This is a genomic window from Caldicoprobacter faecalis, assembly GCF_900115765.1.
In the GTDB taxonomy this organism is placed as follows: domain Bacteria; phylum Bacillota; class Clostridia; order Caldicoprobacterales; family Caldicoprobacteraceae; genus Caldicoprobacter; species Caldicoprobacter oshimai.
In genome coordinates this window covers 1-14,349 of record NZ_FOXR01000007.1, presented here as the reverse complement: position 1 = coordinate 14,349, position 14,349 = coordinate 1, and the positions used below count along the sequence as shown (strand labels likewise).

General features: G+C 48.0%; 14 protein-coding genes. 13 read left to right on the top strand and 1 reads right to left on the bottom strand.

Annotated features, from left to right (window positions below; translation table 11 throughout):
• Nucleotides 1-75: 75 nt before the first annotated feature.
• Entirely contained in the window at nucleotides 76-1,938 is a 1,863-nt protein-coding gene (locus tag BM241_RS04425) for a hypothetical protein (RefSeq protein WP_092282119.1), read from the bottom strand.
• A 258-nt stretch (nucleotides 1,939-2,196) separates the two neighbouring features.
• Here BM241_RS04425 and BM241_RS04420 point away from each other — a divergent pair, with 258 nt between their 5' ends.
• The 13 genes from BM241_RS04420 (at nucleotide 2,197) to larC (ending at nucleotide 14,223) form a co-directional block, all read left to right on the top strand.
• On the top strand, nucleotides 2,197-2,529 hold the full coding sequence (locus tag BM241_RS04420) for a uroporphyrinogen decarboxylase family protein (RefSeq protein WP_177206091.1): 333 nt from the start codon (nucleotides 2,197-2,199) through the stop codon (nucleotides 2,527-2,529).
• Between the two features lie 111 nt (nucleotides 2,530-2,640).
• Nucleotides 2,641-2,961 (top strand): hypothetical protein, encoded by a 321-nt coding sequence (locus BM241_RS04415; protein ID WP_092282117.1) that lies wholly within the window; start codon nucleotides 2,641-2,643, stop codon nucleotides 2,959-2,961.
• A 71-nt stretch (nucleotides 2,962-3,032) separates the two neighbouring features.
• The gene (locus BM241_RS04410) at nucleotides 3,033-3,707 is read left to right on the top strand and encodes a uroporphyrinogen decarboxylase family protein (protein ID WP_242948246.1); all 675 of its coding nucleotides are present in this window, start codon (nucleotides 3,033-3,035) and stop codon (nucleotides 3,705-3,707) included.
• A gap of 293 nt (nucleotides 3,708-4,000) precedes the next feature.
• Nucleotides 4,001-4,639 carry an endonuclease III gene (gene nth / locus BM241_RS04405; RefSeq protein ID WP_025747510.1) on the top strand — a complete coding sequence of 213 codons (639 nt, stop codon included), beginning with the start codon at nucleotides 4,001-4,003 and terminating at the stop codon, nucleotides 4,637-4,639.
• Between the two features lie 192 nt (nucleotides 4,640-4,831).
• Nucleotides 4,832-6,004, top strand: a complete 1,173-nt coding sequence (locus tag BM241_RS04400; protein ID WP_092282115.1) for an NAD(P)-dependent malic enzyme — start codon at nucleotides 4,832-4,834, stop codon at nucleotides 6,002-6,004.
• 19 nt (nucleotides 6,005-6,023) lie between these two features.
• Complete coding sequence (locus BM241_RS04395) at nucleotides 6,024-6,836, top strand: Asp23/Gls24 family envelope stress response protein (protein ID WP_092282114.1); 813 nt, start codon at nucleotides 6,024-6,026, stop codon at nucleotides 6,834-6,836.
• Between the two features lie 34 nt (nucleotides 6,837-6,870).
• Nucleotides 6,871-7,701 carry a sulfide/dihydroorotate dehydrogenase-like FAD/NAD-binding protein gene (locus BM241_RS04390; protein WP_092282113.1) on the top strand — a complete coding sequence of 277 codons (831 nt, stop codon included), beginning with the start codon at nucleotides 6,871-6,873 and terminating at the stop codon, nucleotides 7,699-7,701.
• Nucleotides 7,702-7,710: 9 nt separating this feature from the next.
• Nucleotides 7,711-9,093, top strand: coding sequence for an NADPH-dependent glutamate synthase (gene gltA / locus BM241_RS04385; protein ID WP_394328173.1), 1,383 nt, complete (start codon nucleotides 7,711-7,713; stop codon nucleotides 9,091-9,093).
• Between the two features lie 92 nt (nucleotides 9,094-9,185).
• Entirely contained in the window at nucleotides 9,186-10,046 is an 861-nt protein-coding gene (locus BM241_RS04380) for a DNA-3-methyladenine glycosylase family protein (protein ID WP_092282112.1), read from the top strand.
• Between the two features lie 283 nt (nucleotides 10,047-10,329).
• Nucleotides 10,330-11,787 (top strand): IMP dehydrogenase, encoded by a 1,458-nt coding sequence (gene guaB / locus BM241_RS04375; protein WP_025747505.1) that lies wholly within the window; start codon nucleotides 10,330-10,332, stop codon nucleotides 11,785-11,787.
• Between the two features lie 78 nt (nucleotides 11,788-11,865).
• Complete coding sequence (larB, locus tag BM241_RS04370) at nucleotides 11,866-12,627, top strand: nickel pincer cofactor biosynthesis protein LarB (protein ID WP_092282164.1); 762 nt, start codon at nucleotides 11,866-11,868, stop codon at nucleotides 12,625-12,627.
• Nucleotides 12,628-12,868: 241 nt separating this feature from the next.
• On the top strand, nucleotides 12,869-13,747 hold the full coding sequence (locus BM241_RS12910; RefSeq protein WP_278292100.1) for a nickel pincer cofactor biosynthesis protein LarC: 879 nt from the start codon (nucleotides 12,869-12,871) through the stop codon (nucleotides 13,745-13,747).
• Between the two features lie 17 nt (nucleotides 13,748-13,764).
• The gene (gene larC / locus BM241_RS12905; RefSeq protein ID WP_051456356.1) at nucleotides 13,765-14,223 is read left to right on the top strand and encodes a nickel pincer cofactor biosynthesis protein LarC2; all 459 of its coding nucleotides are present in this window, start codon (nucleotides 13,765-13,767) and stop codon (nucleotides 14,221-14,223) included.
• Nucleotides 14,224-14,349 lie beyond the last annotated feature (126 nt).

Below are 14,349 nucleotides of genomic sequence, written 5' to 3'. Positions count from 1 at the left end.
TGCTAAATGCATTTATTGGGAAATATAATTTTTGTGGCCAATAGCTGTGTTGTTTTGTATTGGATGATTGTTGGATTAGCCTATGATTTTTCTTAAAAAACCCCTTCTCAAGTTTTTTTCTAGTAGGTCTTTTATTTCCTCAAATTCTTCCAGGAGGATTTCCCATTGCCGCTGATTTTCTATGGAACGCCTTCGCAGCGCTTCGATTTCCCTCATGATGGTCTGGTTTTGAGCCTGGATTCCCTCGGCTTTTTTGATCCAGGAATTCAAGAGGGCATCAAGCTGGAAAAGGTAGTACGTGCTGTCCTGTTCTGGTTGGTTTTTGGCAATGAGAGCCTGAAATCTTGCTCTCAGGCCATTGACCTTGTTCATCTCCTGTATCAAGGCCAGTACGCGATTTACGACATTGTCGGGTATGGTCTGGTTGGCAGGTAATTGCCCTGCTTTTTCATAAGGGTGATGGCACTCTTGCCTTATATTATCTGACTTTATGGGTGCTTCTTTTAATTCAGTCTCCGGCTGTTGTGTGTTTGGCTGTGGTGTACTTTGCTCTTTATCTGCCACGTAGTCTGTGGCATGCAAAGCTGTATCACGGGTTGTGGAATTTGCGTTGGTTGAATGCACGCTTTCGGAAGCATGCCCGCCGTCGGCTGGTTTTAAATCGTGCATTTCCTGATTGGAGGTTGGCGGTGTGGGGGATGCATCTCCCTGTGCTGCTTTTTCTGATGAGCTGTAGGGTGCATCTTTGGATGCGAGCAGCTCAGAAGCGGCGCTGTTTTGTTTTAAAGGTGCAGAAGGTGCATTTACCTGCTGAAATGAACCAGGATGTTCAAAATGCGGTTGGTCCATGGTTGGTTTCGAAGGCAAATCCTCTATCTTTACACTATGTATGGCTTCGGGAAGGCCCTTGCATTCTCCCGGTATGGGAATTTCCAGGCCGTTGTCTAGGTTTGCAAATATTCGACGCACTTTAAGGTTGGACTGGTCTTCGGGATAGTTGCTGGAATATTTTATGCAGTAACAGCTGCCGATATGCGACCATTCCAGGGATTTCGCTTGGGTCCAGGTCACGCCGTCGTCGAGGGATGAGCAGCAGTATATATCGTCGTTTTGATACCACATGCACCATAACTGGTTATCTGCCCAGAAGAGCTGTGGATCCGAACAGTTCGATTCTTCACTGGACAAAAGCACCTCTTTTTCCAAGCCAGTTTTGAAGTATGAATTCAGGTTCCAGTTTCGGTACATAACCTGCAGGTTGGAATTTTTTATTGACGTCCATGCAAGATGAAGCCTGTTGTTTTTGACGAGGATGCTGGGCATGTTGCAGTCGGTCAGGTTGCGGCTTAAGCTCTCGGGCATGCTCCATCGATTACGGGCGCCATCAAAATGGCAGTAAAATAATCTGTGATGGTTGCGGTACAGGCTGCGGTAAATCATGTGAATGTTTCTTTGGTCATAGTCAAGGTAAAAGGGGCTGGTCTGTTTTCCATCCGCATACCTGGTTATCTCGCCTTTAATCCAGCCGTTGCCGTTGTTATAGCAATGATAAAGGCTCCAAAGGCCGGTAGAGGGGATTGTGCCCACAGCAAAAATGGCGTGAACCTGCTCGTTGAGAACAATAATGGTAGGAAATTGCACTATGTACGATGAAGTATCGTATTGATGAAGCAACTGTTTGTTCCACGTATTCCCGTTATACTCCATGTATACTATTTCTCCGTTATGGTCCTGGTATATCAGGTGCAGGTGGTCATGGCTGTCGATCGACACGGAAAAGTACTCGTGGGCGTTTGCTACAAGCTCTGTCTCATTTCCCCAATTTCGGCTTTTTTCCATGCAGCGGAAGTATATACCCTTTCCTTTTTGAGAGAAAAAGTGCCATAAGTCACCGTTTTTAAACCGCACTATATAGTCATTGCGGTAATAGAGTTTCACCTTGCCACCTCCTATCTGTAAACCCCTTGATTTTTGACATTAATAAATCACGTAGGACAGGTAAGTTCAGTAAATTTATATGCACCGCATGAGAATTTTATTGCAAGGATTTTGATGCGTTTTATCGCTTCTGTCAATTTGTTTTTCTGAGGATGAGAAAGATGAATTGCCTAATAAAATATGGTAAAATAGTTTTGGCAGAAAACAGCTGATGAGTCTGTGTGTTGTCAGGTGACAGATAGAGAATGTATGAGTTTTGTGTTGAGAACAGAGGTAGTGCGCTGCAAAGCTTTTCGGCAGGTCTCTATATCCATAAGTTATCTTGGTATTGAAGATATGGAATATGATGCAAAGCATTCCTTTGAGGATGCCATCATGCCAGTGGAGGAGGCATATGATCGCTGGGGTGGAAGAATAGCCATTCTTGGTGGTATTGATGTGGATTTTGTGTGTAGGGCTTCGATCGATGAGATCAAGCAGCGCTGCAGGGCCATGCTGGAAAGGACAAAAAACACAGGCGGTTACGCGCTGGGGACAGGCAACAGCATCCCGGAGTATGTGCCGGATGAAAAGTACTTTGCTATGCTATGATATCGGTGGCTCTGGAAGGATAGATTTGCTTGGCCAAGGTTTTCACTTACAATTAAACTATGGCTTAGAAACCCAATAATTTTAAAAGGGTTGCATAGAAAGGGGAGCATTGTGAATAGTTTGGAATTGTTTAAGGCGATAGTGGAGCATATTCCACATGATGAATACCTTTTTTTCTTCCATTGTACTCCGGATTTGGAAAGGCGCCTTCGCCAACATCTGGGCTTAAAGCCACAGGACAGCTTTGTAGAAAATTTTGATATGCCTCGTGTTGCGTATGTGGCCTTAAAGCCCCCTGAGGATTTTAAAAAGCCCGATTTTTCTAAGTATTACGAGGATATGGATATTCCACCAATGCGTTTATCAACGATATTGGTGTACTGGAGATACCGGGAAGTCTGTATCATTTCACTAGATATGTCAGTCCTTTGAGAAACGCAAAAACTCTTAGGGAAATAGAAGATTTTCCATATCCAAATGTAGAGGGTTGGACGGATTGCCATATGGCAGAACAGGTTAAGATAGCTCATGAAAACAATCAACCTGTTATCTGCTGGGTGGGGCATATCTATGAGGTTGCTTGGCAGATCCGGGGATACGAGCAGTTTCTCGTGGATATGCTCCTTAATCCCGAGATATGTGAATTCATACTGGATAAGATTTGTGAGCGGAACGTGAGAGTTGCTCAAGCTGCGGCAAAGGCCGGGGTAGATTGGCTGACCATAGGCGACGATGTGGCCAATGAAAGGACGCTTATGTTTTCGATTGAACACTGGAGAAGATTTTTGAAGCCCAGATGGGCCAAAGTGATAAAAGCTGCAAAGGATATAAAACCTGATATACAGGTGGATTATCATAGCGATGGAAATATTATGGATATTATACCCGAGCTTATTGAGATTGGAGTTACCATTTTGAATCCTATTCAGCCTGAGTGCATGGATCCGATTGAGGTAAAGCGAAAATACGGGGAGTACTTGGTTCTCAAAGGCACGGTTGGAACTCAGAGCACCATGCCTTTTGGAACGCCAGATGAAGTAAAAAGAGTGGTAAGGGAACGAAAAAGGACCTTAGGATATGACGGAGCTTTAATCCTTGAGCCTACACATGTGCTGGAACCCGATGTCCCTATAGAGAATGTCATCGCCTTTGTGGAGGCCTGTAAAGAAAGGACTTAACTAGTGAGAGGATTTATAACGGAATCAGAGGAAAACTTACCGAGTTTGGTTGAATATTTTATAAAAGGCATAGAAAATGGGCGTAATTGGCTGTCGTTTTCTATGCCTTATAAAACCGGTGGTTATAGTGAATTAGTTCATGGTATGCCGCCCATATGGCCTGTAAAGGCTTGATATGGGCGGCACAGGTATTTGCTTATAGATTTTTATATATATCCTGCTTGAGTAAATTGCAGCGTTTATTGTATAATATGCAAAGATAATCTGTTTGAAGGAAGGAGAAAAGAGCTCTGTTGACGGACAGGGAAAGATACCAAAAAATCCTGGATGAACTGGAAAAACATTATAAAGGAGCCACTACAGAGCTCAAATATAAAACCCCATTTCAGCTTCTGGTGGCTACTATGCTTTCGGCCCAGAGCACCGATAGGCAGGTAAATAAAGTTACATCTACGCTTTTTGCAAAATACCCGGGACCGGAGGATTTTGCGCGACTGTCGCCGGAAGAGCTGGAGAAGGAAATTTACAGTTGTGGCTTCTATAAAACCAAAAGCAGGAATATAATCAAGACAAGCCAAATCATACTCGATAAATACGGTGGACAAGTTCCACAGGATATTGAGGAACTTCAGACTCTTCCAGGAGTGGGCAGAAAGACGGCAAATGTTGTGGCCAGCAATGCCTTTGGCGTGGATGCCATTGCGGTTGACACCCACGTGTTTCGTGTGGCTAACAGGCTGGGACTGGCGCATGCTGCAAACGTAAGGGATACCGAGATGCAGCTTATGGAGAATATACCCAAGGACAAGTGGTCGAGGGCCCATCACTGGCTCATACGCCATGGGAGAAGGGTGTGCACCGCCCGAAAGCCCAAATGCCATGAGTGTTTTCTGGCCGAATACTGTGAATATTATAACGCCAGAGATAAATAATTTTTGCAGAGCAATTGGTCTTCGTTGACGCCTTTTAATTTGGGCCTTCAGCACTTTATTTGAAAGTCATAGGGAGCAGACGGGGTGAATTGTGTTAATAAAATCAGCATTGTTGTAATGTAAAATCAGGCATAAGATGTGAGCGAGGGCCATATTGAGTGCTTTAAGCATGTAAGAAAGGGGAATAGTTGTATGGCGATACAGCAGGAAGCCCTGGAGCTCCACAGGCAGTGGAAGGGCAAGATAGAAGTCGTAAGCAGGGTATCCATCAAAGACAAGAAGGACTTGTCATTGGCTTATACGCCAGGGGTTGCACAGCCCTGTCTGGCCATACAAAAGGACGTCAACCTTTCGTATGAATATACCCGGAGATGGAACCTGGTGGCTGTAGTGACCGACGGGTCGGCAGTGCTGGGACTGGGCGATATAGGGCCCGAGGCTGGCATGCCGGTTATGGAAGGAAAGTGCGTGCTGTTTAAGCTGTTTGCCGATGTGGATGCCTTTCCCATATGCATAAGGTCAAAAGACGTAGACGAGATCGTAAACACCATAAAGCTCATATCCGGAAGCTTTGGAGGTATAAACCTGGAGGACATATCGGCGCCTAGGTGTTTTGAGATAGAAAGAAGGCTTAAAACTGAGTGCGATATTCCCGTGTTTCACGATGACCAGCACGGCACTGCGGTGGTGACCCTTGCTGCTCTGATCAATGCTCTCAAGATAGTAGGCAAGGACATGAAGGATATATCGGTGGTGGTAAACGGCGCTGGTGCAGCGGGGATTGCCGTTACCAGGCTGTTGATGGCTGTAGGGCTTAAAAACGTCATACTGTGTGACAGGATGGGTGCTATTTATGAGGGCCGGGAGGGCTTGAATGCCGAAAAGGCCGAGATGGCAAAGCACACAAACCCCGAGCGGAAAAGGGGAAGCCTGAAGGATGTGATCGCAGGAGCTGACGTCTTTATCGGCCTGTCGGCCGCTGGCATGCTTACAAAAGAAATGGTTAAATCCATGGCCAGGGACCCCATAGTCTTTGCTATGGCCAATCCGGTGCCCGAGATAATGCCGGATGAAGCCAAGGAGGCAGGGGCCAGGGTAGTAGGAACAGGGCGCTCGGATTTTGCAAATCAGATAAACAATGTGCTGGCTTTCCCTGGCATTTTCAGAGGGGCTCTTGACGTGAGGGCAAGGGATATAAACGATGAGATGAAGATAGCGGCGGCATATGCCATAGCGTCGTTGGTAAGCGATGATGAGCTCAACGAGGAATATATAATACCAGCTCCCTTTGATAAACGGGTGGGGCAGACCGTAGCCCAGGCTGTGGCGCAGGCTGCCAGACAATCCGGTGTGGCGCGAATATGAGATTAAGGGGAGGCAAGCCTTGAAGGTTTACGCCTTGATAGGCCCAAGTGGCACGGGTAAGAGCTATAAGGCCCTTACCCTGGCCAGCAAAAAAGGAATTGAGTATATAATCGACGATGGCCTGTTTATAAAGCGCAATAAGATAGTTGCCGGCATTTCTGCCAAAAAGGAGTCCACGAGGATAGCAGCTGTCAGGAGAGCTCTTTTTATGGATGAGGAGCATGCAAAGCAGGTAAAAGAGGCTATCAGAGCTGTTATGCCTGATTCTATCTTAATCCTTGGTACGTCCATGAGGATGATAGACAGGATAATTAAACGCTTGGAGTTGCCACCTGTTCACGAGGTCATAAGGATTGAGGAAATTTCAACCAGCCAGGAAATCAGGCTGGCGCAAAAATACCGGTATGAACAGGGCAAGCACGTCATCCCGGTACCGACGTTCGAGATACGCAAGGATTTCTCGGGCTATTTCATTGACCCCCTGAAGATATTCAGGATCGCCGGTAAGGGCAAGAAGGTGGAAGCGGTGGAGAAGACGGTGGTGCGCCCTACTTACAGCTATATGGGCAGGTTCTACATTGCCGACACGGCAATTGAGTCCATTGTAGCGTATAATGCTCAAAAGGTGGAAGGGGTAGCAAGAGTTTTGAATACCAGCCTTACCAGCAGGGATGACGGGTTGATAATATACATCGATTTGGCGGTGAAGTATGGCTATAGAATACATGTGGTGCTGGAAGAGGTACAGTCGGCGGTGGCAAAGGATGTGGATAGATTGACTGGTATAAACGTGATCGCTGTAAACGTCACGGCACGAAATCTGGTCGTTTAAAGGAGCAATAAACCAATAAAAGGGGGAAGGATGGATGTACAGGATTTTACGGAAGGAAAAGCTGGCTCCGGGGATATGGCTTATGAAAGTCATGGCGCCGTTTGTAGCCCGAAGGGCGATGCCCGGGCAGTTCATAATTCTGCGCGTGAAGGAGGGAGGGGAGAGGATCCCCTTGACCATAGCCGATTACGACAGGCAGGAGGGATGGGTTACCATCATCTTTCAGGAAGTTGGGTTGACCACCCGCCTTTTGGCCAAGCTGAATGAGGGCGATGGCATCCTGGACTTTGTAGGGCCGCTGGGCAGGGCGTCTGAGCTGGATGGCTTAAAGCGCGTGCTGTGCATAGGCGGCGGGGTGGGCGTAGCGCCCTTGTACCCGCAGGTAAAATATCTATGGGAAAAAGGTACTTCCGTCGACGTGATTGTAGGCGCCAGGAGCAAAGAATACCTTATTCTGGAGAAAGAGATAAGGGGCATATGCAATAATTTGTATATAACCACCGATGATGGTTCATACGGGCGCAAAGGGTTTGTATCCGACGTCTTGAAGGAATTGCTTGATCAGGGAAATGTATATGACAGGGTAATCGCAATTGGCCCCCTCATTATGATGAAGGTAGTATCCGAGATTACCAAGCAGTACAATGTGCCCACCGTTGTCAGCATGAATCCCATAATGGTGGACGGTACCGGTATGTGCGGAGGATGCCGCGTCACCGTGGGCGGTGAGGTCCGTTATGCTTGCGTGGACGGTCCGGATTTTGATGGGCACTTGGTGGATTTCGACGAGGCTATGAGGAGGCAGCGTATGTACCGGGAAGAGGAGCAGCACATCTGCAAATTGATGGAGAAGGAGGGGCTGTAAGCCATGGCAGTGAACTTGAATAGAGTACCCATGCGGGAACAGGACCCCGAGGTAAGGCGCAGGAATTTCGATGAAGTGGCTTTGGGCTATACCCTGGAAGAAGCCGTGCAGGAGGCAAAAAGGTGTCTGCAGTGCAAAAAGCCCATGTGCGTTGAAGGCTGCCCTGTAAATGTCAGGATTCCCCAGTTCATTGCAGCTATAGTGGAGGGTAACATTGAGGAAGCATTCAGGATCATACGTCAGACCAACAACCTACCTGCCATATGTGGAAGGGTTTGCCCCCAGGAGACCCAGTGCGAGCAGAGGTGCGTGCTTGGCAGGCGTGGACAGCCTGTGGCCATAGGCAGGCTTGAGCGGTTTGTGGCCGACTACTGCATGGAGAAAGGCATAGAGGATGAGGTAGAGGTAAAGCCCAACGGGAAAAAGGTGGCCATAGTGGGGGCAGGGCCTGCCGGCCTGACGGCTGCTGCCGACTTGGCAAAGCTGGGGTACGATGTCACCATATTCGAGGCTTTTCATGAGCCCGGCGGCGTTTTGATATACGGTATACCCGAGTTCAGGCTTCCCAAGTCTCTGGTCAAGAGGGAAATAGAGGGGCTTAAAAAGCTGGGAGTAAAAATTTTAACCAACGTCATAGTGGGTAAATCCATTACAATAGATGAGCTGCTGGAAGAAGGGTACAAAGCGGTGTTTATAGGCAGCGGTGCCGGCCTGCCCAAGTTCATGGGCATCCCGGGTGAAAACTTAAACGGCGTGTACTCTGCCAACGAATTCTTGACCCGGATAAATCTGATGAAGGCCTATGATTTTCCCAACAGCCATACTCCCATAAAGCGGGGTAAAAAGGTGGCGGTGGTAGGCGGAGGAAACGTGGCTATGGACGCCGCCAGGAGCGCTTTGAGGCTGGGGGCCGATGAGGTGCATATAGTATATAGGCGCTCGGAAGCCGAGATGCCTGCCAGGCTGGAAGAGATACATCACGCCAAAGAAGAAGGAATAATATTCGATGTGCTCACCAACCCCATCGAGGTGCTGGGTGAAGATGGCTGGGTAAAAGGACTTAAGTGCATAAGGATGAAGCTGGGCGAGCCAGACGAATCAGGCAGGAGAAGGCCCATACCCATTGAGGGTTCGGAGTTCGTGATGGATGTGGATACGGTGATAATAGCGATAGGAACAAGCCCCAATCCGCTCATAGCTTCCACCACCCCTGGCTTGGCGGTTCAAAAATGGGGCGGTATTATAGTAGATGAGGAGACATGTGCCACCAGCAAGGACAGGGTGTATGCCGGTGGCGATGCCGTGACGGGGGCTGCCACCGTTATCCTGGCCATGGGAGCGGGTAAAAGGGCTGCCAAAGCCATACATGAGAGGCTGTCCAAGGAAGAGTAACAATTTACACTTTATCGTCATCTTGATAAAAGCGGCGATAAAGTGTAAATTGTATTTTTGGAGAAAATTGACGATGAAAAGGTGGTAGTGCGTTGGAGATTATACAGGTAAGCGAAGGTGTACTCCTGAAAGATGTTGACGATTTTTATCCTGTACACATCTTTGAGTGCGGGCAGGCTTTCAGGTGGAACTGGGATGGCACCGGTTATGTGGGAGTCGCAGGTGACAGGGTAATAAGGGTATCGTGTCATGAGGGGGATATTTTACTGGAGAATGCCTCCATCGAGGATTACTGCTCATTTTGGAGACGCTATTTTGACATGGACAGGGATTACGGCCAGGTGAAAGCCGCTTTATCCTGCGACCCTGTGCTTGAGAAGGCAATGGAGTATGGATGGGGGATACGCATTTTAAATCAGGACCCATGGGAGACCCTGATCTCGTTCATTATATCGGCTAACAACAACATACCAAGGATCAAGCGTATCATTGAAAATCTGGCAGCCAGGTTTGGAAGAAGGGTAAGCTGGCGGGGAAGGGAATTCTATACCTTTCCTGCTCCGGTTGATTTGGCTGGCGCATCGGTTGAACAGCTCATGGCCTGTGGGTGTGGTTACAGGGCGGACTACATAAAGAGAACGGCCGAGATGGTATGCAGCGGTGAGATACGCTTGGAACAGATAACTGGCCTGCCCTATCAAGAGGCTTACAAAGCTCTTATGGCCTGCCCGGGGGTCGGGCCTAAAGTGGCTGACTGCGTTCTTCTGTTTTCAATGGGTAAGACCGAGGCCTTCCCGGTCGATGTGTGGATCAAAAAGGTTATGCAGCGTTTTTACCCTGAGAGTAGTGGCACCAACAGGGAGGTGAAGGAGTTTGCCTGGCGAAAGTTTGGCCATCTGGCAGGCTTTGCGCAGCAGTATTTGTTCTATTACGCACGCGAATGCATCACATGATCTGGGTTTTACCTACGGCGTATCTGGGCAAATTTGCCGTTTGACGAAGAATGCATGACATGATCGAAGAAGATCATAAAAGCCAGGCTTAAAGAGCTCTATCTGGTGGACCACAAGGTTATTATCGAAAGGATGAAAAGAGTTTTTGGTTGCCATTTAATTTAGCCATGAGGTTTGCGGGAAAATGCGGGTTGACAGAGGAGCGTCATTTTTGGTAGACTATCTTTCAATTACATGATCGGCTGTATTTAAACCTCAAGTTCAAGGGAAAGGAGTGTTGGTCATTAGTAATAAAATTATTGGTGAAGGGTTGACGTTTGACGATGTATTGCTGGTTCCTCAAAGGTCGGAGGTTCTTCCTAAAGATGTGGACTTAAGAACCAGGCTTACCAAGACTATCACGCTTAATATTCCCCTTGCAAGTGCGGCCATGGACACCGTTACAGAGGCCAGGATGGCCATTGCTATAGCCAGGGAGGGCGGCATAGGAATTATTCATAAGAATATGTCCATAGAGGAACAAGCCGAGCAAGTGGATAAGGTTAAGCGCTCCGAGCACGGCGTTATAGTGGATCCCTTTTATCTTTCGCCAGACCATTTGGTCTCGGATGCTGTGGCTCTCATGGAGAAATATCACATTTCGGGCGTTCCCATCACTGAAAACGGCAAACTGGTAGGAATCATTACTAACAGGGATATCCGTTTCGAGACCGACTTTTCCAAGAGGATACGCGAGGTAATGACCTCTGAAAACCTGATCACAGCTCCTGAGGGGACAACCCTTGAACAAGCCAAGGAGATACTGAGAAAATACAAGATTGAGAAGCTGCCCATAGTGGATGAAAAGGGAATGCTCAAGGGCTTGATAACCATCAAGGACATAGAAAAGGCCATTAAGTATCCCAATTCCGCTAAGGACAAAAACGGGCGCCTTCTGGTGGGCGCTGCCGTCGGCATTGCGCGTGACACCATGGAACGGGTAGAGGCTTTGGTAGCTGCCAAGGTGGACGTCATAACGGTGGATACCGCCCATGGCCACTCTGTGGGAGTCATCAACATGGTAAAGCAGATAAAGAAGAAGTTCCCTGATCTGCAGGTCATTGCCGGCAATGTGGCAACGGCTGAGGCTACCCGCGAGCTGATAGAGGCGGGTGCCGATTGCGTCAAAGTAGGCATAGGGCCTGGTTCGATTTGTACCACCCGTGTTGTTGCGGGGGTAGGGGTTCCGCAGATCACGGCCATAATGGAATGCGCGGAGGAAGCCGATAAATACGGCATCCCCATCATTGCCGATGGAGGTATTAAATATTCTGGGGATATCGTGAAGGCCATAGCTGCGGGGGCCAGTGTGGTTATGGTGGGCAACCTTTTGGCGGGTACCGAGGAAAGCCCCGGCGAGACAGAGCTCTATCAGGGCAGGCGCTTTAAAGTCTATCGTGGTATGGGTTCCCTTGGCGCCATGGCTGCAGGCAGCAAAGATCGATACTTCCAGGAAGACGCTAAAAAGCTTGTTCCCGAGGGCGTTGAAGGACGAGTACCCTTTAAAGGGCCGCTGGCCGATACGGTGTATCAGCTGATGGGTGGCCTGAGGGCTGGCATGGGCTACTGCGGTGCTCGTACCATTGAAGAGCTAAGAAAGAATGCAAAATTCATAAGGATTACCAGTGCCGGGCTCAGGGAAAGCCATCCCCATGATATCTATATCACCAAGGAAGCGCCAAACTACAGCACAGGCGTATGAGGATTGTATCGCTTTGTTGTGCGGGTGGCTGAGTACCTGCTTTGTGATGCCACCACTTTGAAAGGGGAAGGGAGAATTATGGATGTTGAGCGCCTTAAGTTCATACTGGAGGATGTCAAAGCAGGGCGATGTACCGTGGAGCAGGCCATCGATGCCTTGAAATATCTGCCGTTTGAAGACCTTGGCTTTGCCAAGGTGGATCACCACCGCCAGCTCCGCAATGGCTATCCCGAGGTGATATACTGCCAGGGCAAAAGGCCCGAACATGTAAAGGCCATTGTGGAACGTATGATGGCCAGGGGCAACAGAAACATCCTTGCCACCCGGGCAAGCCAGGAGGTATACCAGGCCATCAAAGAGGCGGCTTACGATGCCGAGTATCATGAGATAGCCAGAATCGTTGTGGTGAAAAGAAGCGAAGTGCCTGTTTCAAAGGGCAAGATAGCCGTTGTAAGCGCGGGCACGTCGGATTTGCCCGTGGCCGAGGAGGCGGCTATTACGGCAGAAGTTCTGGGCAATAAAGTGGAACGGGTGTATGATGTTGGCGTGGCAGGACTGCATAGGCTGCTGGCAAATGTCAAGACGCTTAATGAGGCCAATGTGGTCATAGCGGTGGCCGGCATGGAGGGAGCACTGGCCAGCGTGATAGGGGGCCTTGTGGACAAACCCGTCATCGCTGTTCCTACCAGCGTGGGATACGGTGCCAACTTTGGCGGGCTGTCAGCATTGTTGACCATGCTTAATAGCTGTGCAAGCGGAGTGGCGGTGGTCAATATAGATAATGGCTTTGGGGCAGGATACATGGCAAGCTTGATAAATCGCTTGGCACAGCAATCATAGCAAATTTTATTATACCGAGGGGTTCCTCGGTGTTTTTGTATTGTCTGATTGCATTATATATCCTCTGGCTATTTAATGTTTGTATTTGTAAAATAGTAAAGGATTTGGGGTTATGGGGCTTTTTACGATAGTATGGTGAATGTATATTTTATCTGTAAACGGGTTTTATAAAACTGCGCTGCCTTTAAACGAGCAGTTGGAATGACAGCTGGTGAGTAAATTTAAAGAAGGAGGAATTCCGATGAAAATACTGTATTTTGATTGTTTTTCTGGCATCAGCGGCGATATGACATTGGGGGCACTGCTGGATTTGGGATTGGATCAGCAGGCTTTTTTAAACGAGCTTGATAAACTGGGGCTGAAGGAGTATGACATCGAAATTAAAAGAAGTGTCAAAAAAGGGATTACGGGATTGGATGTGACGGTTAGAATTCTTCATTCCCATCAGAAAGGTCATGGCGTAAACCACAATCAGCATGTTCATGACGTGCATCACAAAGAAGAGGCTGCTGAAGAGTTTTCACAGATGGAAATCGATGAGGTGCACCAGCATTCCCACGTACATAGCCACACCCATGTTCATTCCCACAATGGAGGAGGGGTTCAGAGAAATTTCCGCGAAATAAAAGAGCTGATAGAAAACAGCGCGTTGTCCCAGAGCGTTAAGGATACCGCTTTAAAGATATTCGAGAAGCTGGCCATGGCCGAAGGCAAGATCCATGGTATTCCCTGTGACCAGGTGCATTTTCACGAAGTTGGAGCGGTGGACTCTATCGTCGATATCGTTGGGACTGCCATTTGCATAGATATGCTAAAGCCTGATATTATTATGGCTTCACCTGTAAATGTAGGCGGGGGGTTTGTAAAGTGCCAGCACGGGATATTCCCAGTCCCTGCTCCTGCCACGCTGGAACTGCTTAAAGGTATACCCGTTTATTCCAAAAATGCTCAGGGCGAGCTGGTCACTCCCACCGGTGCTGCCATACTTTCGGCTTTATGCAGTGAGTTTGTTGACTTTCCATCCATGGTTATAGAGAAAATTGGGTATGGATTGGGAAAAAGGGATTACAAGGTGCCCAACTGCCTGAGGGTGTGCTGGGGTGAGGCGTTAAAAAAATAGAATCCCCTGGGGAGGAGGTGAAGGTTATCGAAACAAACATCGATGATATGAGTGGCGAATTTTTGGGCTTTTTGATGGAGCTGCTGCTGCAGCACAATGCCCTTGATGTGTGGTATACCCCGATTTACATGAAGAAGAATCGCCCTGGTGTTAAAGTGAGCGTGTTGTGCCATCCGCAAGATCAGGAGAAGCTGGAGGATATACTGCTGAGGGAGACCACCACTCTGGGGGTAAGAAGCTACAGCGCTTTCAGAAAGACGCTGCAAAGACAATGGATAAAAGTGAGCACCCGATATGGCTATATCCGTATCAAGGTGGCCTATGGGGATGGAGTATTCAAGGCGGCTCCCGAGTATGAGGATTGCAGGCTTGCCTCCAGGACATATGGCGTCTCGTTGAGAGAAATATACGATGAAGCCATGCAGGAGTTTTCAAAACTGGATATAAAGCTAAAAGTTTTGGAGTCGAACGTTTGATGTTTACTTTTTAAAAACGTTCGATTTTTTTATGTCAATAGTCTGTGAAAATGTCACCTCAAAAAGGATAATTTTATTCAGTAAAAATGTCAACTATGGGTTTTAAAAAATATTACAGAGATAATT